General features: G+C 33.3%; 23 protein-coding genes. 3 read left to right on the top strand and 20 right to left on the bottom strand.

Features of this window, described 5'->3' with window-relative positions; genetic code table 11:
- Positions 1–31 precede the first annotated feature (31 nt).
- Positions 32–1,003, top strand: coding sequence for a DUF5050 domain-containing protein (locus tag NKR20_RS07410; protein ID WP_253424909.1), 972 nt, complete (start codon positions 32–34; stop codon positions 1,001–1,003).
- Positions 1,004–1,180: 177 nt separating this feature from the next.
- A complete protein-coding gene (locus NKR20_RS07405; RefSeq protein WP_253424904.1) occupies positions 1,181–2,158 on the top strand; it encodes a hypothetical protein in 978 nt (325 codons plus the stop codon).
- A 133-nt stretch (positions 2,159–2,291) separates the two neighbouring features.
- Here the strand turns inward: NKR20_RS07405 and NKR20_RS07400 are convergent, their stop codons facing one another.
- The 3 genes from NKR20_RS07400 to NKR20_RS07390 all read right to left on the bottom strand — a co-directional run bounded on the left by NKR20_RS07400 (position 2,292) and on the right by NKR20_RS07390 (position 6,043).
- On the bottom strand, positions 2,292–4,418 hold the full coding sequence (locus NKR20_RS07400) for a transglycosylase domain-containing protein (RefSeq protein WP_253424901.1): 2,127 nt from the start codon (positions 4,416–4,418) through the stop codon (positions 2,292–2,294).
- Positions 4,419–4,646: 228 nt separating this feature from the next.
- Positions 4,647–5,093, bottom strand: coding sequence for a DMT family transporter (locus NKR20_RS07395; protein ID WP_253424898.1), 447 nt, complete (start codon positions 5,091–5,093; stop codon positions 4,647–4,649).
- A gap of 86 nt (positions 5,094–5,179) precedes the next feature.
- Complete coding sequence (locus NKR20_RS07390; RefSeq protein WP_121215310.1) at positions 5,180–6,043, bottom strand: LysR family transcriptional regulator; 864 nt, start codon at positions 6,041–6,043, stop codon at positions 5,180–5,182.
- 109 nt (positions 6,044–6,152) lie between these two features.
- Here NKR20_RS07390 and NKR20_RS07385 point away from each other — a divergent pair, with 109 nt between their 5' ends.
- Positions 6,153–6,845: a class I SAM-dependent methyltransferase gene (locus tag NKR20_RS07385; RefSeq protein WP_121215309.1), complete on the top strand. Its 693-nt coding sequence runs from the start codon at positions 6,153–6,155 to the stop codon at positions 6,843–6,845.
- Positions 6,846–7,004: 159 nt separating this feature from the next.
- On the opposite strand, the gene NKR20_RS07380 is transcribed toward NKR20_RS07385, so the two are convergent.
- From NKR20_RS07380 to NKR20_RS07300, 17 genes are all read right to left on the bottom strand, one after another.
- Entirely contained in the window at positions 7,005–7,160 is a 156-nt protein-coding gene (locus NKR20_RS07380; RefSeq protein WP_121215308.1) for a DUF1540 domain-containing protein, read from the bottom strand.
- Between the two features lie 87 nt (positions 7,161–7,247).
- Positions 7,248–8,243 carry an HAAS signaling domain-containing protein gene (locus NKR20_RS07375; RefSeq protein WP_253424895.1) on the bottom strand — a complete coding sequence of 332 codons (996 nt, stop codon included), beginning with the start codon at positions 8,241–8,243 and terminating at the stop codon, positions 7,248–7,250.
- Positions 8,230–8,577 carry a PadR family transcriptional regulator gene (locus tag NKR20_RS07370; RefSeq protein ID WP_253424892.1) on the bottom strand — a complete coding sequence of 116 codons (348 nt, stop codon included), beginning with the start codon at positions 8,575–8,577 and terminating at the stop codon, positions 8,230–8,232. The genes NKR20_RS07375 and NKR20_RS07370 overlap by 14 nt, the downstream gene beginning before the upstream one ends.
- A 243-nt stretch (positions 8,578–8,820) precedes the next feature.
- A complete protein-coding gene (locus NKR20_RS07365) occupies positions 8,821–10,029 on the bottom strand; it encodes an ISL3 family transposase (RefSeq protein WP_253424673.1) in 1,209 nt (402 codons plus the stop codon).
- A gap of 165 nt (positions 10,030–10,194) precedes the next feature.
- Positions 10,195–11,571, bottom strand: coding sequence for a Na+/H+ antiporter NhaC (gene nhaC / locus NKR20_RS07360; RefSeq protein ID WP_253424889.1), 1,377 nt, complete (start codon positions 11,569–11,571; stop codon positions 10,195–10,197).
- A 338-nt stretch (positions 11,572–11,909) separates the two neighbouring features.
- Complete coding sequence (locus NKR20_RS07355; RefSeq protein WP_253424886.1) at positions 11,910–12,563, bottom strand: class I SAM-dependent methyltransferase; 654 nt, start codon at positions 12,561–12,563, stop codon at positions 11,910–11,912.
- 43 nt (positions 12,564–12,606) lie between these two features.
- A complete protein-coding gene (locus tag NKR20_RS07350; RefSeq protein ID WP_253424883.1) occupies positions 12,607–13,179 on the bottom strand; it encodes a hypothetical protein in 573 nt (190 codons plus the stop codon).
- Entirely contained in the window at positions 13,169–13,498 is a 330-nt protein-coding gene (locus tag NKR20_RS07345) for a PadR family transcriptional regulator (RefSeq protein WP_301285993.1), read from the bottom strand. The genes NKR20_RS07350 and NKR20_RS07345 overlap by 11 nt, the downstream gene beginning before the upstream one ends.
- A 248-nt stretch (positions 13,499–13,746) precedes the next feature.
- Positions 13,747–13,980, bottom strand: a complete 234-nt coding sequence (locus NKR20_RS07340; protein ID WP_121215302.1) for a hypothetical protein — start codon at positions 13,978–13,980, stop codon at positions 13,747–13,749.
- Positions 13,981–14,049: 69 nt separating this feature from the next.
- A complete protein-coding gene (locus tag NKR20_RS07335) occupies positions 14,050–15,258 on the bottom strand; it encodes an ISL3 family transposase (RefSeq protein ID WP_253422723.1) in 1,209 nt (402 codons plus the stop codon).
- Positions 15,259–15,583: 325 nt separating this feature from the next.
- Positions 15,584–16,123 (bottom strand): LysE family translocator, encoded by a 540-nt coding sequence (locus tag NKR20_RS07330; protein WP_253424879.1) that lies wholly within the window; start codon positions 16,121–16,123, stop codon positions 15,584–15,586.
- A 129-nt stretch (positions 16,124–16,252) separates the two neighbouring features.
- The gene (locus tag NKR20_RS07325) at positions 16,253–16,636 is read right to left on the bottom strand and encodes a hypothetical protein (RefSeq protein WP_121215300.1); all 384 of its coding nucleotides are present in this window, start codon (positions 16,634–16,636) and stop codon (positions 16,253–16,255) included.
- Between the two features lie 252 nt (positions 16,637–16,888).
- Positions 16,889–17,635, bottom strand: coding sequence for a LytR/AlgR family response regulator transcription factor (locus NKR20_RS07320; RefSeq protein WP_121215299.1), 747 nt, complete (start codon positions 17,633–17,635; stop codon positions 16,889–16,891).
- Positions 17,632–18,924, bottom strand: coding sequence for a sensor histidine kinase (locus NKR20_RS07315; RefSeq protein WP_121215298.1), 1,293 nt, complete (start codon positions 18,922–18,924; stop codon positions 17,632–17,634). The genes NKR20_RS07320 and NKR20_RS07315 overlap by 4 nt, the downstream gene beginning before the upstream one ends.
- 18 nt (positions 18,925–18,942) lie before the next feature.
- Positions 18,943–19,134 (bottom strand): hypothetical protein, encoded by a 192-nt coding sequence (locus NKR20_RS07310; protein WP_121215297.1) that lies wholly within the window; start codon positions 19,132–19,134, stop codon positions 18,943–18,945.
- Positions 19,131–19,676 (bottom strand): accessory gene regulator ArgB-like protein, encoded by a 546-nt coding sequence (locus NKR20_RS07305; protein WP_253424876.1) that lies wholly within the window; start codon positions 19,674–19,676, stop codon positions 19,131–19,133. Before NKR20_RS07305 ends, NKR20_RS07310 begins: the two co-directional genes overlap by 4 nt.
- A 287-nt stretch (positions 19,677–19,963) precedes the next feature.
- A complete protein-coding gene (locus NKR20_RS07300; RefSeq protein WP_253424873.1) occupies positions 19,964–20,524 on the bottom strand; it encodes a GNAT family N-acetyltransferase in 561 nt (186 codons plus the stop codon).
- Positions 20,525–20,634: the final 110 nt, after the last annotated feature.

The raw sequence follows: 20,634 nt of genomic DNA, 5'->3' as shown, positions 1-20,634 counted from the left end.
AAATGTGGTTAATGAAATGGAGGGAGAATAAATGAAAAAGTGGTTAATCATTCTTACATTATTCATCACTTGTATTATTATTCCTAACAATACAGAAGCAAAAGGAACGGCTTTAAAAGACAGTAACTACATTCACACCTTTGCTGAAAAAGATGGGAACCTTTATTTTATTAATTCCTTTGGGGAGTTAAATAAGGATCCTGGCATTTATAAAATAAGCAGAGATTTAAAAAGCCAAAAACTGATTCGAGAAGGGAACTTCAATAATCTTTATACTTATGGCAATAGCTTAATAGCCTATAGTTTTGACGAATTTGTTCTCCAACAAATAGCGTTAGACGGTTCGATAATTCGTGAATACCCGGAGATTGATACCAATGAATTTGTCATTGATGGAGACTATATTTATTATCACAAATATGAAAAAGGTCTTTATCGGATGAAGGTAAATGGAAAAGACAATCAATTACTTTACAAACCAAAAGGCTATGTGAGTGAATTTACTGTGAATAATGGATGGTTATATTTCGCTTATTATGCGAATGTAAACCCTAACTCGTTTGAAGAGCCAACACTATTTAACTTATCGAAAATCAAAATTAGTAACCCATCAAAAGAAACGGTATTATTAAAAAATGTAGCAAATGTAGATTCACTCGTAGTAGATGGTGGATTTATTTATGCAGTGGTTCATAAAAACGTAGATAATTTGGACCGATATATATACAAAATGGACTATAATGGTAAAAATCTAAAACGGATTTCTCCTATTGAATCAAGTGGTACCTTCTTTGTCGGAGGTAAAAATATTTATTTCACAGATAATACCCGCAATGATATCCGCTATATGTACCGTATGACGACAGATGGAAAAGGTTTGAAGAGCATTGGAAGTGTAAAAGGTTCCTTCACGTTTTCTGGCTATTCCAATAATGTATTTTATTTTGTTGTTCAGAAATACGATCCAATCCGATTTACTCTCCATAGTATTCCATTAAAATAATTCTTCAACATGGAGTTGTCTGAAAAGTCATTTTGAGACAGCTCCTTTGCGACGAGGATGGTGACAACCACCGCAGGAACAATAATTCATAAGAGATATTTATCAAGAAAGAAAAGAGGTGTCCAAAAAATTATTACTTTTTGGACACCTCCATTTGGTTTTTATTAGGAGGACAATATGAAAAAATTGTATGTTTGGGTGATGATCGTTGCAATGGTCATCCTCACAGCCTGTTCCGATGCTTACCAAGATGCGATGGATAAAGGAATTGAGAGTTTAGGAGCAAAGGATTATCATCAATCCGCACTTTATTTTGAACTGGCATTGAAGGAAAAAGCGGACGATCAAGAGGCTCAAGTTTATTTTGATTTGGCAAAACAAATGCAAGAAGCAATGGATGCTGTGGAACAATATGACTATGAAGTTGCATTACCAATACTTCAAGAAGTGATAGAAAATGAAGCGGCATTACAAACAGTAAAAGATGAGGCACAAAAAATCTTGAAACAAATTCAAGAAGAAAGTGAACTAGTTGCAGATGTTGAACGAAAATTAGCAGTGATCAACGATTTGATTTCGCAAGAAGATTACCAAGCTGCTCAAGAAGAACTTCAGCTATTACAAGAGCAAATTGGTACACAGGAATTATTAGTAACTTATCAAAGTGAAGTGGTTGCGTTAATGGATGATGTAAACAGTGCGCTGAATAAGAAAGTCGAAGCTGATGAGCCGCAACAATCTCAAGTTCAGTATGCAACTTATTCAAACGAGCGATATGGTTTTCAACTACAATACCCTTCAGACTTAACAATGGATCCACCCCCTACAAACGGAGATGGCGCAACGTTTCGTAATGAAGATTTTACGCTCCTCGCCTATGGGTCTTTGACGAATGTATTGGAGCCAGGTGAAACTATTCATACCTATTATGATAGAGATCTAGAAGATATCCCAGTTGAAGTTAGCTATCAAAAGTTAACAAATGATTGGTATGTGCTTTCTTATAATGATAATGGCATCATTACTTATAAAAAATTTTTCTTTGGCGATAGCTTTGCAAATACGTTAATCATTACGTATCCCGAAAGTAAAAAGGATATCTATAATCCCATTACTGCCCATATTGCTGAAACCTTTGTATCTACTGCAGAATAATATTTTCGAATAAGGAAAAGGATAGATAACAAGAATGAAATTTTCTTGCATCTATCCTTTTTATTTTTTTCTATAGAAACCTTTAGAAATGAGCCAATTTAGAACAGTTGTTAATCAGAAAACGTGATGATTCTTAATCATCATCCTTTTCTCTTTCCCGTTTCTTGTCTTCCCTTTTCTTATCTTTTTCTCGTTTCTTTTCTTCGTGCTTCTTCTTATGTTCTTGTTTCTTTTCTTCTTTCTTCTTCTCTCGTTCTCGTTTCTTTTCTTCCCGTTTCTTCTGTTTGTCTTCTTTCCGTTTTTTCTCTTTTTCTATTTTCTCTTCTTTCTTCCACTTGTCTTGAAGCTGTTTTCCTATTAACGGTAAGGTAAATTTATTTTGGGAGAATTCAGCTTTAGATTGGGTGAATATTTCTTTAAAAATGTTTGTAACGGTCGCGTTGTTTGGTTCCATTATATAATGATTTTCATCGGTTTTATCATATCCCATCCAAACTGCCCCAACAATTTCTGGAGTATATCCGACAAACCAATGATCCTTCGCTCCTCCTGCATTCTCAAAAGGAAGCTGTGTTGTACCCGTTTTTCCAGCTACTTCAAAATCATCAACTTGAGCATTCTTCCCTGTGCCCTCTTCAACAACACCTTTTAGCATATAGGTCATTTTCTGAGCCACTAAAGGATCCGTTACTGTTGTAGTAGTATTCTTCCATTCTGCAATGATCTCGCCATCTGCATCTTCAATTTTTTGAATTGCGTGTGCTTCTACCATTTCACCATTATTCGGGAATGTGGAGTACGCTTGAGTCATCAATAAAGGCGATACCCCTTCATTTAAGCCACCAAGCGCTAACCCTAAATTATTGTCCTCTTCCTTCAATGGAATGCCGTAACGTTCTACTGAATTCGTACCAGATTTCAACCCCATTGTTTGCAATAACCAAACTGCCGGGACGTTATAAGAATTGATTATTGCTTCATACATCGTAACTTCCCCACGGAATTGCTTGTCATAGTTCATTGGTTGATATCCACCTATATTAATCGGTGAATCTTGCAATCGATTATACACATCGTAGCCTTGCTCTAAAGCAGGCGTATAGACTGCTAATGGTTTCATCGTAGAGGCAGGTTGTCGTTTTAATTGAGTGGCACGATTATATCCTCTAAAAACATGTTCCCCTCTTCCACCTACAAGTGCGTTGATTCCACCGGTTGAAGGATTAATGAAAATGGCTCCACTTTGAATCAACTGATCCGGTTGCCCTTCAGGAAACATCTCGTCATTACTATACACCTGCTCAACTGCATTTTGGATTGTAGGGTTTAATTCTGTATAAATTTGAAGTCCCCCAGAAAGTACTTCATTTTCTGTCAGACCATATTTAGTGATCGCTTCTTCAAGAATATGATCTACGTAGTAAGGAAATTTTCCTTTATAATCATCAACCTTGTCGCCCTCTAAAACAATAGCCTGTTCTTTCGCTTTTTCTATTTCATTTTGACTAATGTAACCTTCCTTTTCCATTAATGATAAGACGATATTTCTCCGTTCTACGGCTCTATCCATATCTTTAAATGGAGACAAAATAGATGGCGCCTTAATCAACCCAGCAAGCATAGCTGACTCAGCTATTGTTAAATCGCTAACATCCTTGCCAAAGTAGGTTTGCGATGCACGTTGGATGCCCCAAGCACCTTCACCAAAATAAATTTGATTTAAGTACTTTTCCATAATCTCTTCTTTAGAGTAGGTTCGTTCAATTTTTTTCGTCAAAATGAGTTCTTTAAACTTCCTTGTATATGTACGTTCCTGTGTTAAAAAGACATTTTTGGCCAACTGCTGAGATATGGTGCTTCCTCCCGCGACAATATCACCACTCATCATATTTTTCGTAAATGCTCGAATAATGGCAATGATATTGATCCCATCATGCTTGTAAAATCTTTGGTCTTCTGTAGCAATTACAGCCTCAATTAAATGTTTTGGAACCTTTTTTATACTAACACCTTCAATATTTGAAGCTTCGACTTTACTCGCTATATCTCCATTTCGATCATAAATAATCGTTGGCTGTGGAGTAGGTTCTTCTAGTTTGCTAACATCACTTTTCCAAACAAAAATATTAAAGATAAGCAAGGCACATAGAAACAATACAAAGATAGCTGCTAAAATCGTCAATAATAATTTTTTATTATTTAACTTATTCCATATCTGCCTGGTTAATTTTTGTTGTTGTCTTCTTTCCGTTCTTTTCAAATTTTATTCCACCTTCTAATCTAACAATGTTGAAGATTCATTGCTGCATAAGTGTTATTGTTAGATAAGGTATAAAGATAGTCAATAGGGATATCGTAACCCGCTACTTTGTACCCTTCTGCGCATTTAGTTTATTTCAAACAATAAAAAGTAGTGTTTAATCAACAAGATAAAAGGCCCTATCACTGATTTCCAGGATAGCGCCTATTAGTTGAAATTGCTTTATAGTTATTTTTTATTATATAGATATAATGCAATAAACATTAATACAACAGCAGCTAGTTTGTTCATGTCTACCGGGCGACGTTCTGCACCAAACAGTCCAAAGTGATCAATCACAACACTTAAAATAATCTGACCAACAATGACTGCTAGCAAGGTAGTCGATACACCAATTTTTGGCACAACCAGCACTTGAACGATGACAAAAAATGCACCTAAAATCCCACCAATTAATTGCCATTTTGGTACAGATGAAACAGATGAAATTTGACCGTTGCCAAAAAATATTAAAACAAATAATAAGACCAATGTACCTAATGCAAAACTAAAAAAGGCACCCTCAATCACACCAATTTTTTTCCCTAAACCACCATTAATCTGACCTTGCACAGCCACTGCCATACCAGCAATTAGTGCAAGCATAGGGAACAGTAATTTTAACCACATTTCCATTCTCCTTATATGTATAAACATTCCTCTAACTTATATTCTACAAAATAATTAAAAAACCTTTTGTAAGTTCTCGTATCGCTATATTTTTATAAAGAATCTCGCAAAAATTTAATAAAGTTCCTTGCCTCATTTGTCTCTATTTTCGTAATAGCATATGTTGAGGAGGTAGGTGGTGAAATTTTCACAGATTTTACTTCCGTTAATTTCTTATTTGCTAGTTCATCCTTAACCATAGAATATGGTAAGTATGAAACACCAAGACCATTTTCTATAAATTTTTTTGTTACTTCTATTTGATTTACCACCATCGTTCGAACTGTTGGATAATGCCTTCTTACATTAATTAATAACGAATCCCAATAATCTGGATGATTATGAGTTATTAGGCGATAATTAGATAATACTTCACTTTCAATAGCACTTGCTCCATTCTGTAAATTAGCTCCGACTAAAATAACTGGCTCTTCATGAATAATTTCTGTTTTTAATTTAGTTTCCAAAGGCAGTGCTCTGGATAGTCCTAAATCAGCTTTTCCAGAACTTATTTCGCCACCTATTTCAAAAGACTTCGTGACATTGATAATCACTTCGATATCAGGATTTTCATCGATAAACGCACGTAACAACGAGGGTAAAAATGATGATGCAATTTGAGGTGCTGTTGCAATAGTTAATTTACGATTATATCCTTGTTTCCAAGATTCAAAGTTGTCAATCCCTTGTTCATACTTTAATACTAATTCCGTTGCATAAGGGAGAAATTTATACCCAGCTTGAGTTAATCGTACCTTTTTTCCACTTCTTTCAAATAACTGTGTATTAAGATGCTCTTCAAGTCGTCTTATATGCTTTGTAATAGCAGGTTGTGTCAAAAATAGTTCTTCCGATGCTTTCCTAAAATTTTCATACTTCGCACATATAATAAATGTTTTCATCCATCTAATATCCATTTCATCCTCCTAATAACGGTTCGTTATCAAAAAATGTCATTTTTGTTAATTTTAATTACTGATAATAGTCATTATAATTCAATTAACAATATGAAGGGGGAAAAAAATTATGGTTTATCAAAGTTCAAAATTATCTATTGTCCAAAAGTTTAACGAAAATGCAGAAAAGTATGACTCACAACGAAGAAAATTGATTCCATGTTTTGATGATTTTTATTCTATACCAGTATCTATTATAGAAACCCATTCTTCAACGCCAACTGTGTTAGATATTGGTGCAGGAACTGGATTATTCTCATCTTTTATATTAAATAAATTTCCTGAAGCAAAAGTAACACTTATTGATATTTCAGAGAAAATGATAAATGTTGCCAAAGAACGTTTCTCCCATTTTTCAAATATCAATTATATTGTCGATGATTATACTTCCTACGAATATGATAATAAGTTTGATATTATTGTTTCTTCTCTTTCCATACATCATTTAACAGATACAGAGAAGAAAAATTTATACATTCAAATTTATGACTTACTAAATGATGGCGGTATATTTGTAAATGCTGATCAAGTTTTAGGACATACCGCTTCACTTGAAAAGCTTTATAAAGATGATTGGAAAAATAAAGTTGAAAGTAGTGGATTAACAGAAGAGGAAATCTACGCAGCCTATGAAAGAACTAAGCTAGATAAGATGGCCACTTTAACACAACAATTAAATTGGTTAGAAGAAAGTGGTTTTAAAGATGTTGATTGTATTTATAAATACTTTAACTTTGTTGTAATGTATGGAAGAAAAATATGATTGTTTTTTTGAGAATAAAACGTCCATTTTAAAGAAATATTCTTCCTAAAGGTAGATCTGAGGAAAAATAATTGAAGTAACACGAATGAAAATGAGAGTTATTATCAATACTATCAATAATAAAGGGTAACCAATCGTAGTTGGTTACCTCTTAATAAATTAGTTCTCAGGTTTAAATGTTTTGCAATCTGTTTCTTCACTAGTAGATGCTTCTTTACCTTTGTTGCTAACTACATAAATTTTTTCAGCACTACATTTGTTCCCGTTTGCCCAATACTGGCAGTTATTTACCTCACAAAGAACTTCTTGTTGCATAGTATCAACACCTCCTCTTGTCATATCATTGACAAATTTGAGGTGGTTGATACTTTTTTTCTTTATCAAATTCAAAATTTTAACATGTTACTTATGAACTCTCGATCGTTTGAATCCATCGTATACATTGATGGCAGCACTGATTATAAATATGCAAATTGCACTACCAATTAACCAATTATTAAAATTCTCCTTCGAGAATAAATCGCTCATGTATGAAATAAATTGTTGGTTCATTAATTTGGAATTGGTAATAATCATAATGAAGACTACTGTTACAATTAGTTCATGGATTGCGTTAAAAATAGCCATTCGTTTTGTCCATTGTGCCTTTAATAACTTATATAAAGACATCGCAATTTCAATGCCGATTATTATCACAATGATTGGTAAGTACTGTAATAACACTTCCTGATTAAGAGCAGGCATCACAAATTTTAATCCATTTTCAGTTCCATGATAAACACCTACAAGTTGATTCGCATTAAAATATACTGTAGCCCAAATGGCAGTCCACATTAACCCACCAAATATTTCAAATTTTGATATCGCTTTTTTCTTCGGGATATATGGAATATTTTTTAATTCATCTGCAGTCCATTTTTCCGCGCTTAATGTTACGGGTTGTTCATCTTTATTTTTATCAACTCTCTCAATAATGACAAAAGTAAGTGTTAGCCAGAAAAAGACTTGGATGCCCACGTCTATAGTTGCCCATATTCCTTCACCAATAATGTGTAAAACAATACTTAGAATCGCCTCATCCCCACTGTATCCAAAGACGTTTTGGCTAATTACTGTAATCAAGGAGATGACCGCTGCAATAGGTAGAATCATTTTTAATAACGAAACGTAAACATCAAAGTAGCGAGGACCGATTAAATGCATTGGCTGATCCTTATAACCACTTGCTAATACTACTGGGTTACCTAAAGTATTCAGAACTTCCTTTACATCTTCCTCACTATATTCACCAGGCAACATATCCTCTATTGTTGATCGTAATTCAAGTGCAATATCTGATCGCATTTTTTCAGGCAGCCGACGAGTGACTTCTTGAATGTATATATCAATCAACATCATTTTCTTCATCCTCTCTTAATATCGTATAAAGTTCTTTCGAAATGCTCATCCACTCTTCTTTCAATTTCAAAAAGATTTCCAAACCATAATCACTTAAAACATAGTACTTACGTGGTCTGCTCTCTGACGTATCCCAACTACTTGAGACAAGCTCTTGTTTTTCTAATCGGCGAAGCAATGGATAAAGTGTACTTTGATCAATGGTTATTCCTGATTCCTTTAATAACTGAACGAGTGAATATCCGTATTGAGGTGTTCTTAACTGACTTAATACCGCTAATGTCAATGTGCCTCTTCTAAGTTCTGTTGTTAATGAATCCAATAAATTACTCATGTAATCACCTCACTCAACAATAATGTATGTCGTACAGTATTTAACTTATACTATGTATCGTACACTATTGTTGTGACAAAATGCAATGACAAAAGTTTTAGCAATAAAAAAAGGTCCTTTGTCAATTGTTGGGGTAAGAAATGAGAGGACAAGAAAACTTGGATATTTGATATACTATTCTGCCATCCATTTCTTCTGAAGCGTAGCGAAGAAGGAATGGATGGCAGAACGCGCGCGTTCATCCTACCCAACATACAACTCTATTTTTTTATATAGGTGACCTAATAGTATTTTCGCTTTAAAGTGCTCATATTTTCGGAATCCATAAGCATTTCGTTTGAGCACTTTTGATTTATTGTTAATTCCTTCTAAAAAGCCATTGGAATATCCAAATACAAAACTGTTTAATATTTCATTCTGCCAGTTTTTTAGTGTTTGTATACTTTTTAAAAAGCTTGGAATGCCTACTTCTTCTACCTTTCGGTAAAATGCTTCTAATCCACTTTTGACCTCCTGTATATTTTCTCTCCTTTTGGATTCTGTAAACCACTGTTTAAATGCTTCTTTTAATTCATAAGCCTGCTTTAACTCTGATGATAAAGCTAGATATCGATTTAAATACCAACGTTCTTCCTCTGATAGATTGTCGGAATTCTTATGTAAAACAAATCGCATTTTCTTCGATTTCTTACGATCATAGGCATGCATTTCTTTTTGAACTTTTCTTCGGACTTCATCTAAAGCCCAATGGATATAACGACAATAATGGAATCGGTCCGCCACAATGATTGGTTTTCCCAATGCTTGTTGAACCGCTGCTTTAAAACTTCCATTCATATCCATGACAACGATTTCCACTTCTTGACCATATTTTTGCAAATAAGTTTTGATCGTTTGAAGTCTGCGATTAGGCAAAACATCGATTGGTTCATGTGTTTCCGCATTCGCTATAATTAATTGATATTTTCCTGCATCCGTATCTCCCTTGTATTCATCAATGGCAATTGCTTTTGGTAATTGAACACCCTTTGGTAATACTGCTTTTGCTTGTTTTTTAAATCTTCTTATGATGGTTGAAATAGATGTACCGAGAATCATTGCCGCATCTTTAAATGTTTTCGATTTCGCGGATTGAATCGTCATCGCTTGATTCGCTTCTCTTGAATAACGTTGATATCGCTCGACAAATGAAGCCTTTTCTGCAAAACGCTTTCCACATTGACAGCGGTAACGACGACATTTATACATCAACTTAGTTAAACGTCCCCAAAAGGAAAGGTGGCCGATTTTTCGCATTCGATAATCATGTATTTTCTTTGTTTTTTCACCACACGCTGGACAAATATGTTCTTTTATAGGCATGGAAATATAGACTAGTACACGATTTTCTTGTTCAACCATTTCTTCAATATTTACACCTTTTAATCCTGGTAGTTCCATGTTAAAATTCATAATGCACAACTCACCTTTTTCTGCTTGTTTCTAGTCAACTCAAGTATAGAAAAATAGGTGATGTTGTGCATTTTGTTTTTCATAAATTGTAGGCAAACCCCAACAATTAATATAGAACCTAAAAAAACAGATTAGAACTAATTCTAATCTGCGTAATCTTTATATTTAGTTTTTTGATATCGTTAGATTTAACCATCCAAAGAGGATCGTAAGGACTGGACTTAGTAAACAGAAGAACGCAAACGGTAAATAATCGATTACTGAAACATTAAGTGTTGAGGCAATGAATAGTCCACAAACACTCCAAGGGATAAGCGGATTTACGACAGTACCCGCATCTTCCATTACTCGGCTTAAGTTTTTTGGTTGTAAGCCTAGTTCTCTATACTTTTGCTTAAAGGCCTCCCCCGTTAATAAAATCGATAAATATTGTTCTCCAACTACAACATTAATACCAATTGCAGTAAAGGCCGTACCAGTTATTAATGCTCCAACTGATTTTAATAAACTTTCAATTTTACTAAGCAATGTTTGAATAATCCCTAAAGCAAACAATAACCCACCCATGCTGAGACTAAGCACAACAAGCATAATGGTAAAGAACATATTACTGATACCACCGCGAGTTAACAATGAATCAATCACTTCCACGCCTGTTTCAGAAACAAAACCACTATATAAAATTGCACAGTAATCGCTAATGGATAAAGACGTATGGAATATTGATAAGAAAAGCGCCACAAGAGAACTAATTATCAGTGTTAAAAATGCCGGCACTTTTATAAATGTGCAAACAATCAAGACTAGAAGTGGAACAATCGCATACCAATGAACTAAATTTGTATCTTGTAAACTAGCTTGATAGTACTCAATCGTTGTATTATTTACTCCTGCAATTGAAGGCGATAAAACAGCATATAAGACACCACTAATTATAAACGCAGGAATCGTTGTCCAACTCATATTTTTAATATGTTCAAATAAATCAATATCGACGATACTTGCAGCTAAATTCGTTGTATCTGATAATGGCGACATTTTATCACCAAAAAATGCTCCGGATACAATCGCGCCAGCCGTCAATGCTAGTGATGCATCAATGGCTCCTGCAATACTTACAAACGCAACCCCAATCGTCGCTACTGTCGTCAATGAACTACCAATGGCTGTACCGATAATTGCTGTAATGATAAAGACTATGGCATAAAAGAAACTAGCCGAAACGAGGGTAAAACCCATATATAAAAGCGTTGGTATTGTTCCGCTAACAATCCAGCTACTAATCAATATACCGATTAAAAAGAAAATATAAATAGCACCAATTCCTGAAATGGATCCAGATTTCATACTTTCTTCCAACACTTTAAATGGCACACGCTTTAGCAAACCATAAAAAATAAGAAGAATAATGGATAACAGAATCGGGATATGTGGTGTACTACCAAACTTACCGATTGCAATTGAAATGATTGAAATAACGAGAATTACAATGAATAATGCTTCGAATACTGACGGTTTTGATTTTGCCTCAATAGAAAACATATGCTGTATACTCCTAGATGAAATTATTTCACAATACTAACTTTAGCGCTTCAACGCGACAAAGTCTTTATCATTCTAGCATGTAATTACTTAATGTCAATAGAGGGCGAAATTTTTAGAAGTAAAAATGGTTAATTCAAATATTAAATAAGACAAGTGGTAAATGTATTGGTGTAATTGTGGATACAGTACGTAAGGATTTGTAGATATAAAATAATTTTTCTGTAATGTGAATAAACCCAAAAAAGTTAGTAACCCGACAATGACCTTGCCTATTGACTTAGTCCGTTTAGAAAATGAGTTGATTCAACATGTTCAACTAAAAAACGTGAACGACTTTATTTATCCAGATAAACATATAAACTGATTCCTTCTTTTCTAATATGATAGTTTTTAAAAGGACTTTGTTTAATAAATTCAGCAAATTCATCTTTTGTATACGCACCTTTCTTTAAGAACGTCTTAAATGAAAATTTGACGAATAACCTATCAAACCCTTTCATATTACTTACTTCCTTGTTGATATCCTCGCTTGTTGCCTCATGATTCATGTCAATGATTAACGCTTTTCCTTCCTGTTTCAGCACTCTATGAATCTCACATAATGCCTTCACAGGATCCTTAAAGTTCTTAAATGCAGCACTACACACAACAAAATCAAACTGGCAATCTTGAAAAGGTAGGTTTGACACATTCCCCTCTAGAAAATTTACTGAAACAGCTGCTTCGTTTGCGTTTCGTTTTGCGATTTCTACAAAATCAGGGCTGATATCCACTGCTGTTACATGAAAGCCTCTTTTGGCAAGTTCAATGGACAAATACCCTGGGCCAGGTGCTACTTCCAAAACATTAGCACCTTTTCCTACATAGTATTCGACTTCATTGGCATAGCTTTGCATTTCCGGAAGCCTGCTTTTTCGAGAGTTTCTGTCATACTCTTTTGCGACGAAACCATAAATACCAATATCCTTCTTTTTTCTGATATTTCTCACGACAGTTCGCCTCCCTCAGTCTTTTAAGAATGTTAGCCACTTTCTATTTTTTCTTTAATAGAATAAACGCATTGCTAATTAGGCCTAAACCAATTCCGATGATTCCCCCAACAACGACACCAATCAGCGTATCTATCCACCCTCCTGAGTAGAACATATCTTTCCCGCCACTACCGAGAAATCCAGTTAGAGCGCCAATCGAAACGCCAAAAAACATAAAACCAGCGTAAAATAATCCGATTGCTTCATAATGGGCAGTATCAAGATTTTCATAGTATTCAGCAAATCTTTTCTGTAAATTGGCAGAATCTGTGGTTTCGCTACGAAACTTCAGCTCTTCCTTCGCACGTTCAAAGGCTTCCTGCTCAGAATTTCCCTGTTCGATTAAGTCGTTCATATAATCACTCATGTACAGCATCATATCGTTTTGAGCTTCAATGGACATATTTGATTCTTTCTTTAATTTTGAAAGCTTTGCTGCAACCTGCCCCCTCATTTGACCTGTCTTATATTTCAACTTTTCAAGATATGTCATTTCTGCTTCTTCCAAATAATATTGGGATTGTTCCTTTGCAAACTGTCTAATTTTCCCTTTCATCTCATCACTAAATTTCATTCTCTTTCTCCTCCAATCTTAAAATTTGAAGTCTTTCACGTAAAAAATCCCATCTAGCCCAAAAAGCAACTAATTCTTCATGCCCTCGCTCATTTAGTGTATAGAACTTCCTTGGAGGGCCTAATTCAGAAGTTTTTTTTGTAATGTGAACTAATTTGTTTTTTTCTAGCCTAAGTAGCAATGCATATACAGAGGCTTCAGCCACTTCTTCAAATCCTAATGAGCGCAGTTTTTTAGTAATCTCATAACCATATATTTCACCGTGACTTATAATTTCCATCACAATACCTTCCAAGACGCCTTTCAGCATTTCACGCATGTTTTGCAAAAAAATCACCTCTTTTCGTACTCAATAATATTGGTAATCAACAATATTGAGTACTACTACATAATAAAATAGAGTAGCTAGTTTGGTCAATAAATTTTAATCAAAGATTTTTAAAATAAAATGCATAATTAAAAGCACATCAACTGATTATGCTGATGTGCATTCTTATAATGCAATTATCCCTTGATAAAATGCTCATTTCCGTTATATGAAGAAAAAATTTCAGATAGTTTTATGAATCAAAGTCCTAATACAATCCCCCCTAAACAAATCATCACAATCCCAATGATTATGTTAAACTTTCCGCTATTCTTTAGTTCATTAATTTTTAAAAATCGCAAACCATTTAATAAAGATGCACATCCAATTAAAATAATTGCTATCGGTGTATAAGAACTATACTTTTCTGTAATTGATGCAGCTACAAAAATTATAAATGCGAATATGCATAAGATGAATGAAATTACTTTCAACTATATCCCCCCCATTAAAGTGGTTCTTAGTCAAATGTTGGGGTGATGTGTTCTTGCACGTCACCCTTGTTAACCTAAATGAACCCCGATTTCTTTATATAAATCATTTAATAAAATCTTTGCTTTAAAATGCTTAAAACTTCTAAAACCATAAGCATTTCGTTTCATTACCTTCGATTTATTATTAATGCCTTCTAGAAATCCATTTGAATACCTAAAACTAAAGCTATTCAAGATCTCTACTTGCCAATTCTTAAAAGTTTGAATCGCTTTTATGAATGCTGGAATCTTTGCTTCTTCTACCTTACGGTAAAAAGCTTCTAATCTCTTTTTAACTTCTGTTATATCATCAGTTGTTTTTGCCCAATCAAACCATTTACAATAGGCTTCCTTAAGTTCATAGGCTTTTCTCAATTCACTAGACATCCCTGTATAGCGTCTTAAATACCAGCGATTCTTCTCTGTTAACTTATCAAACCGTTTATATAAGACATGGCGCATTTTCTTACACTTTTTACGATCATAAGGATGCCATTCTTTCTGCACTTTACGACGTACTTCATCTAGTGCCCAATAAATATAACGAGAAAAATGGAATCGATCTGCTACGATAATGGGGCGATTTAATGCTTTTCTAACAGCTGCCTTAAAACTTGGATTCATATCCATTACCACTACTTCTACAGCTGCTCCATATTTCATTAAATAATCCTTAATCGTTTCTTTGCGTCGATTTGGTAAAATATCAATCGGTTCGTGTGTTTCAGCGTTCGCAATAATTAGTTGATAGGTCCCTGCATCGGTATCTCCCTTATATTCATCGATTGCAATACATTTCGGTAAATGTACTCCCTCTTTTAACTGTTCTTTTACAACATTTTTAAAGCGACGAATTACAGTTGAACTAGATGTTCCAAGGACTTCTGCAGTTTCCTTAAATGTCTTTGCTTTTACTGAACGAATTCCAACAACTTGGTTCCATTCTTTTGAGTAACGTTGATATTTATCCACGAAAGGGGATTTTTCTGAGAAGCGTTTTCCACATTCGCATACATAACGACGGCGTTTATAAAAAAGGATAGTTAATCTTTCAAACCATTTTAAATGCTTAATTTTTTGAACTCGATAATCATGAATTTTAGAGGTCATTCTCTTACAAACTGGACATTGATGTTCTTTCTTCGGAAGCGACACGTATAAAGCCACACGGTCTCCAATCTCCTCCATCTTATGAATTGTTACATCTTTTAATCCTGGTATATTCATGTTAAAATTCATATTGCACGTATCACCTTTCATAACTTGTTTCTCGTCAATTCAAGTATATCGAAATCGGTGGTTACGTGCTTTTTTATTGTCAAAAATTGTAGTAAAACCCCAACAAATATTATAGAACCATTAAAGTAACAGACTTTTTTTCGTTCTTAATCTTATCATAAATAGAAAAACACTTTCCTTGTTTTAAGGAAAGCGTCCTACTAAGGATGATAATATTAAGCTCTACTTTTTTCAAAAGCCAAAATAGCACCTAATATGATTAATACACCACCACTAATATTCTTTTGCCATTGGATTGCTTTTGTATTTGTTGTAAAACGATTTTTTATGCTGTAGCTAATAAAGTTAATAAAATGTCAAATATTAAACCCATTACACCGAATACAACACCTAAGAAAATGAATTGAAAAGCGGTGTTACCAGCAGCAGGTTTTATAAATTGAGGTAAAAAAGTTAGGAAAAATAAAGCATTTTTAGGGTTTAAAATATTTGTAATAGCACCTTGTGTGAAAGACTTCCACACACTAGAATGGATTTTTTGTTGTGTATCCAATGTGATTTGTTGTTTTTCATGTATTATTTTAACCCCTAAATAGACTAAATAAACTGCTCCAACGTATTTTACAATTTGGAAAGCAATCGTTGATGTCATTAAAATCGCTGAAAGTCCACAAACAGCTATTAAAATATGGAAAATAAATCCTAATTGCATACCGAATGCAGTTGCAATCCCCTGTTTTCTACCACCAGAAACACTTCTGCTTATAATGAATGCCATATCTGGACCTGGAATAATCATCATCACCATTGCAACCATTAAAAAAGCAGCAAAGTTTGAAAAATCAATTGATAAAAAATCTGCCATCTTACACCTCTGAAAACTTAAGTTATTCCAATTTCAAATATTATATTTGTATAACTATACATGTTAGATTATTAATTTACTATAACCAATACTAAGAGTTTTAGGGCTCACTATTAAAAAATGGCAACACTACGTTGCCATTCTTTTTAGATTATACTGATTGTACTGATGGATTCGAATTTCTAAAAAATTATATAAACCTGCGTAACTTTGCTGATCTAAAATTTTAATAATTTCTTCATGTTTCATAGCACCTAATTCAATTAAACATATTAAAGCCTCTGATAAACAGCTACCTGCATCAAAATGAAACGGTCGATACAAACTCGATGCTACATCATCATAACGCTCATTATAACGAGATTTCACTAGTAACTCGTATAGTTCTTGATAATTTTTTTCTCTGAGAATCCTTTGTATCACCGATTCACACAAACCATCCATTTTTACTAGAAGCTTTAAAGCACGCTCTAAACAAACTTCTCCATCGTATTCAATCGGTTGATTAGACACTCCTAACTCCCCCTTTTAAAAGCTTTATAGTAAACCAAATGCTATATAGTCAAAATTAATTTCGTCAATTACTTATAATTTTATTTTAATACCTTTTCATCAAAGTAGGGACTTTTTTCCTGAGCGTTCGGTTTGTTGTAATAATCGTTTCGCACTATGCAAATTTTTACCAAATTTCAAATAACAGGAATCAACCTCTAAACAAGAAAACAGCTAAAGTTGAAGTGGGTAAACCTTCAACCTTAGCCGTTTTTAATCATTTACTAAATGCTCATTCACCTTATGCTGAATATTTCGTAGCGCTCGAATAGAAATGGGACATCTCACACCATTCGCTAATTCGACGTACTTTTCCTTCTTATTTATCTCCACTACATTTTGAAGATTGATTACCATACTTTTGTGACACCTGAAAAAACTTGAATGCATCTCTTCAATCTCTTTAAGTTTTCCGTAAAACTCAAATACTCCATTTTTTTCAGATAATCGAATTTTATGAAAATCCTCAGATGTTTCAAAGTAGTAAATATTTTCGTAAGGAATGTTTTTTATTAATTCTCCCATTTTAATTTGAAAGAAATTGGTCACTTTATTTTGTCCTAATTGTTCGTAACGTGTAATTGAACTCACAAAAGCTTCAATTAACTCATCGGTAAAACTCTCCTCGGTACGCTTAATTATGAAATCTAATGCCGCTACTTTGTACTTAAATGTTAACTTCAATGCTTCTGAATAATCTGTTACGAAAATAATACTCGCTATCGGATCGTGTTTTCTAATTTCAGAAGCCAATTCAAGCCCATTGCGTCCGTCCCCTAAATTAATATCTAGGAAATAGCAATCTGCTTTATGATCCTCTAAATAGGATAAAACCTCCGCAGAATGAGAGGCAACTAGTACAAATTCTACACTTGGATGGTTGATCATGGCATAGTTTCTTAACCTGTTATAAAGCATTTTTTGTTGTTGTGGATTATCTTCACAAATTACAACTTTCATCGAATCCCCTCACTCTTTGTAACCTCGATAATTTGAGTAAATACACCATTATTTACATCTGTATTCAGCATAACATTCGGATAGTTTTTCAGAATGCTTTTAACAGTGCTTAATCCCGTACCACGATTTTTACCTTTCGTTGAGTAGCCCTCATCAAATATCTGGTTAATCATGATAGAATTATCGCTTATCGTATTTTCAATGATGATTAGTGTGGAACCCGACATACTGTGAAAAATTGCAATATCGATTTCTTTATTTTCGTTATTTTCTATATTTGCTTCAATAGCATTATCTAAAAATATTCCTAGAATTCTAGAAATATCAATCACATTCATGCTTAGTTCCTCAATTTCATCTGGAATTTCAATATGTACTGATATTCCCTCTTTTTCTGCTTGAAGCGTCTTTGTTAAAATAAGCCCTTTAATCCCTGTAATTTTTAAATTCGCCAAATTTGCTAGCCGCATATTTCTCTTAATCGTATCTTCTTCAGCAGAAAAAATATGCTTTTTAAAATACGTTTTCAATCCGTCAAAATCCTCTATTTCTATGTACCCCTGCATGGTAACTAAGATGTTGGCATGATCATGGCGAAATTTTTGCATATCATTATTAATTAACTCCAATGAATGCATGTATTCTGTATACTGCGCTGTTTCAAACTCAACTTTTCGATAGTGGTTTTCTTTTTTTATAGTAACAATTGTAAAATACAGTACAAACAGCATTATTGCAAAGTAGGTAATCTGTGTGATGATGTTAAATTTTAATAGATTCTGTTTAGATAAATAATCTGTTAAATAGAGATTGATATAGAACGTCCCCATTGTCACAAGTGCAATAAAAAGAATAAGCATATACGCAACTTTTATTTCACCAATTAAGTTATAGATCTTTCTTGTTGAATGTTGATAAATGATAATACTAACAACAAACAACAACGTAAAAATACATAAATGTTCTAAGTTTCCAGGTAATATATTAGGTAAAGCAGTCATCACATATTGCGAAAGATTATCTGTTATAACACCAAAAATCAAGACAAAGCATATATGTATGAGAGTTAGGAAGCTTTTGGAGAGCCAATAGAAGTAAGTAAAAGAACTAATTATTAAGTAGATGATTCCTTGCCATTGCCCTACAAATTGTAGTAGAACAATGGCAGGACCCATGCTTAGTAATATATAAAACAAGATACGCTTAATACTTAACTTGATTTGAGTTGTATAAGAAATAGCCCAAAATATTCCGATTAACTCAACCAAACCTGCGATTAATAATTGCATTACCTTCACCAATTCACTTTATTCATTATCTGCAAAACGATTGTTCTTCAATAACTCATCAGGTACTTTCTTTTCATTGAAAAATGCTGTACACGCTTGAACAGTTGCCATACCACCTACTGCCACAAGTCCTTGAGCTACTTTGGACGCAACAAAATTTAATTTTAATCCTTTATTATTTTTCACTGTCATTTGTTTCTCTTTTTTCATACTAATTTCTCCCCTTTTATTTTTTGTGTAATTAACATAAACACTTCTAAAAATACACCATAACTGATTAGAACCTTCATTTCTGCTGGACTGAAACAAAATACACCAATTAAAATGAATAGTCTTATGTTCATTTGCTTACGCAGATAACTTCGGTGTTTTTCACTAATAATTGGTTGATTTTCAGTACCTTGTGGTGCAAGTATGTAGATGAATAATAACAGAATACAAAAACCGATATATAGGAAGATAGCTGAAAGATTACCGAATTGATTTGTTAAAAAGTTTATAGCTATTGGAAATGCTATCAGACTCCCTGCAATACATATATACAAATTTTTAAAATGATATCCTAAACATACTTGTCTTAAAAGCAAGAAAGAAAGGTGTGTTATCAGTGTTGGTACAAAACAATCTAATAAAAATGCAACCAAATAGATAATTAGCAATTTATTAATCTCTGCTAATACAATTTGAATACCAAACCTTAATTTTTCTTTTTCAAGAGGCGAAAAATTTTCTTGATTTAAAAAACTAAACAAAGCATTTTCTAGCCTATTTATCCTATATACCTCCCATCCATAATATTCTTAGGTACGTCAAAATTAACACTTAAGGTAATTCATTCTACCTGTTAGTATTTTAGCATTATATTATATTTCAGTCCCTTTTTCATCATAAACGTACACTTTTTAATCATAATCGTCACTCAACTATGATTCTTTTAACCTTTGATATAAGTAAAAGCCATTTGAAAAATACTCAAATGGCTTTTTATACATGTAAAATATTATTCATTAATGTAATCAAGTAGGCTGCATTTTATCTCTCAATCCATATGCTGATTAATTCTATTATAATCTTCTTTTGTTAAACCATAGACATAATGATCTACATACTTATCATATAGCCACTCTACACATCTTAGACGACCTTCTCTTTGGAAGCCTAGTTTTTCAGGGATAGCTAAACTTTTAAGATTTTCTGTTGCAACCCTTATTTCGATTCTATTTAAATTTAACTCTGTAAAACAGTAATCGATAACGGCTTTACAAGAATTTGTCATTAAACCTTTGCCTTGATATGTTTCACCTAACCAGTAGCCTATTGAAGTAGATTTATTTGCCCAATTTATACCATGTAACCCTATAACTCCTGCTAATTCTCCTTTATACCAAATACCTGCTTGAAAACCATTATTGTTGCAGAATTGTTTCATAATGCCTTCAATAAAATGCTTCGTATCTTCAATAGTCTTGGTAGAGTCAACCCAAGGCAACCATTCACGTAAATAGTTCCTAGATTGATTAGTTAATTCAAAAAGTAATTTTGTATGTCTAACTTCTAATAATCTTAATTCAGTCAAATCATTAATCTTATGTTTAAACATATTTTGCCTCCATAAACTTCTTTTATATAAATATATCTTCAACTAGTATAAATTAAATTCCTTGTTAACAATATACATTATTTCTAAATCCAATCTCTTACAATGTTATT

The sequence above is a fragment of the Ureibacillus endophyticus genome (assembly GCF_024159215.1).
Lineage (GTDB): Bacteria > Bacillota > Bacilli > Bacillales_A > Planococcaceae > Ureibacillus > Ureibacillus endophyticus.
This window is presented reverse-complemented; position numbering and strand designations above follow the sequence as displayed.

Coding starts and splice junctions, on each gene's coding strand:
- NKR20_RS07395 (WP_253424898.1), bottom strand. CDS start 5,093: ATGGAAATGTGGTTAAAATTACTGTTCCCTATGCTTGCACTAATTGCT.
- NKR20_RS07335 (WP_253422723.1), bottom strand. CDS start 15,258: ATGAATTTTAACATGAATATACCAGGATTAAAAGATGTAACAATTCAT.
- NKR20_RS07390 (WP_121215310.1), bottom strand. CDS start 6,043: ATGGATATTAGATGGATGAAAACATTTATTATATGTGCGAAGTATGAA.
- NKR20_RS07315 (WP_121215298.1), bottom strand. CDS start 18,924: ATGCAATTATTAATCGCAGGTTTGGTTGAGTTAATCGGAATATTTTGG.
- NKR20_RS07370 (WP_253424892.1), bottom strand. CDS start 8,577: ATGAGTAATTTATTGGATTCATTAACAACAGAACTTAGAAGAGGCACA.
- NKR20_RS07320 (WP_121215299.1), bottom strand. CDS start 17,635: ATGAAAGTTGTAATTTGTGAAGATAATCCACAACAACAAAAAATGCTT.
- NKR20_RS07410 (WP_253424909.1), top strand. CDS start 32: ATGAAAAAGTGGTTAATCATTCTTACATTATTCATCACTTGTATTATT.
- NKR20_RS07300 (WP_253424873.1), bottom strand. CDS start 20,524: ATGTTTAAACATAAGATTAATGATTTGACTGAATTAAGATTATTAGAA.
- NKR20_RS07380 (WP_121215308.1), bottom strand. CDS start 7,160: ATGCAACAAGAAGTTCTTTGTGAGGTAAATAACTGCCAGTATTGGGCA.
- NKR20_RS07350 (WP_253424883.1), bottom strand. CDS start 13,179: ATGAAATTTAGTGATGAGATGAAAGGGAAAATTAGACAGTTTGCAAAG.
- nhaC (WP_253424889.1), bottom strand. CDS start 11,571: ATGTTTTCTATTGAGGCAAAATCAAAACCGTCAGTATTCGAAGCATTA.
- NKR20_RS07330 (WP_253424879.1), bottom strand. CDS start 16,123: ATGGCAGATTTTTTATCAATTGATTTTTCAAACTTTGCTGCTTTTTTA.
- NKR20_RS07385 (WP_121215309.1), top strand. CDS start 6,153: ATGGTTTATCAAAGTTCAAAATTATCTATTGTCCAAAAGTTTAACGAA.
- NKR20_RS07375 (WP_253424895.1), bottom strand. CDS start 8,243: ATGATGTTGATTGATATATACATTCAAGAAGTCACTCGTCGGCTGCCT.
- NKR20_RS07365 (WP_253424673.1), bottom strand. CDS start 10,029: ATGAATTTTAACATGGAACTACCAGGATTAAAAGGTGTAAATATTGAA.
- NKR20_RS07345 (WP_301285993.1), bottom strand. CDS start 13,498: ATGCGTGAAATGCTGAAAGGCGTCTTGGAAGGTATTGTGATGGAAATT.
- NKR20_RS07310 (WP_121215297.1), bottom strand. CDS start 19,134: ATGAAAAAAGAGAAACAAATGACAGTGAAAAATAATAAAGGATTAAAA.
- NKR20_RS07405 (WP_253424904.1), top strand. CDS start 1,181: ATGAAAAAATTGTATGTTTGGGTGATGATCGTTGCAATGGTCATCCTC.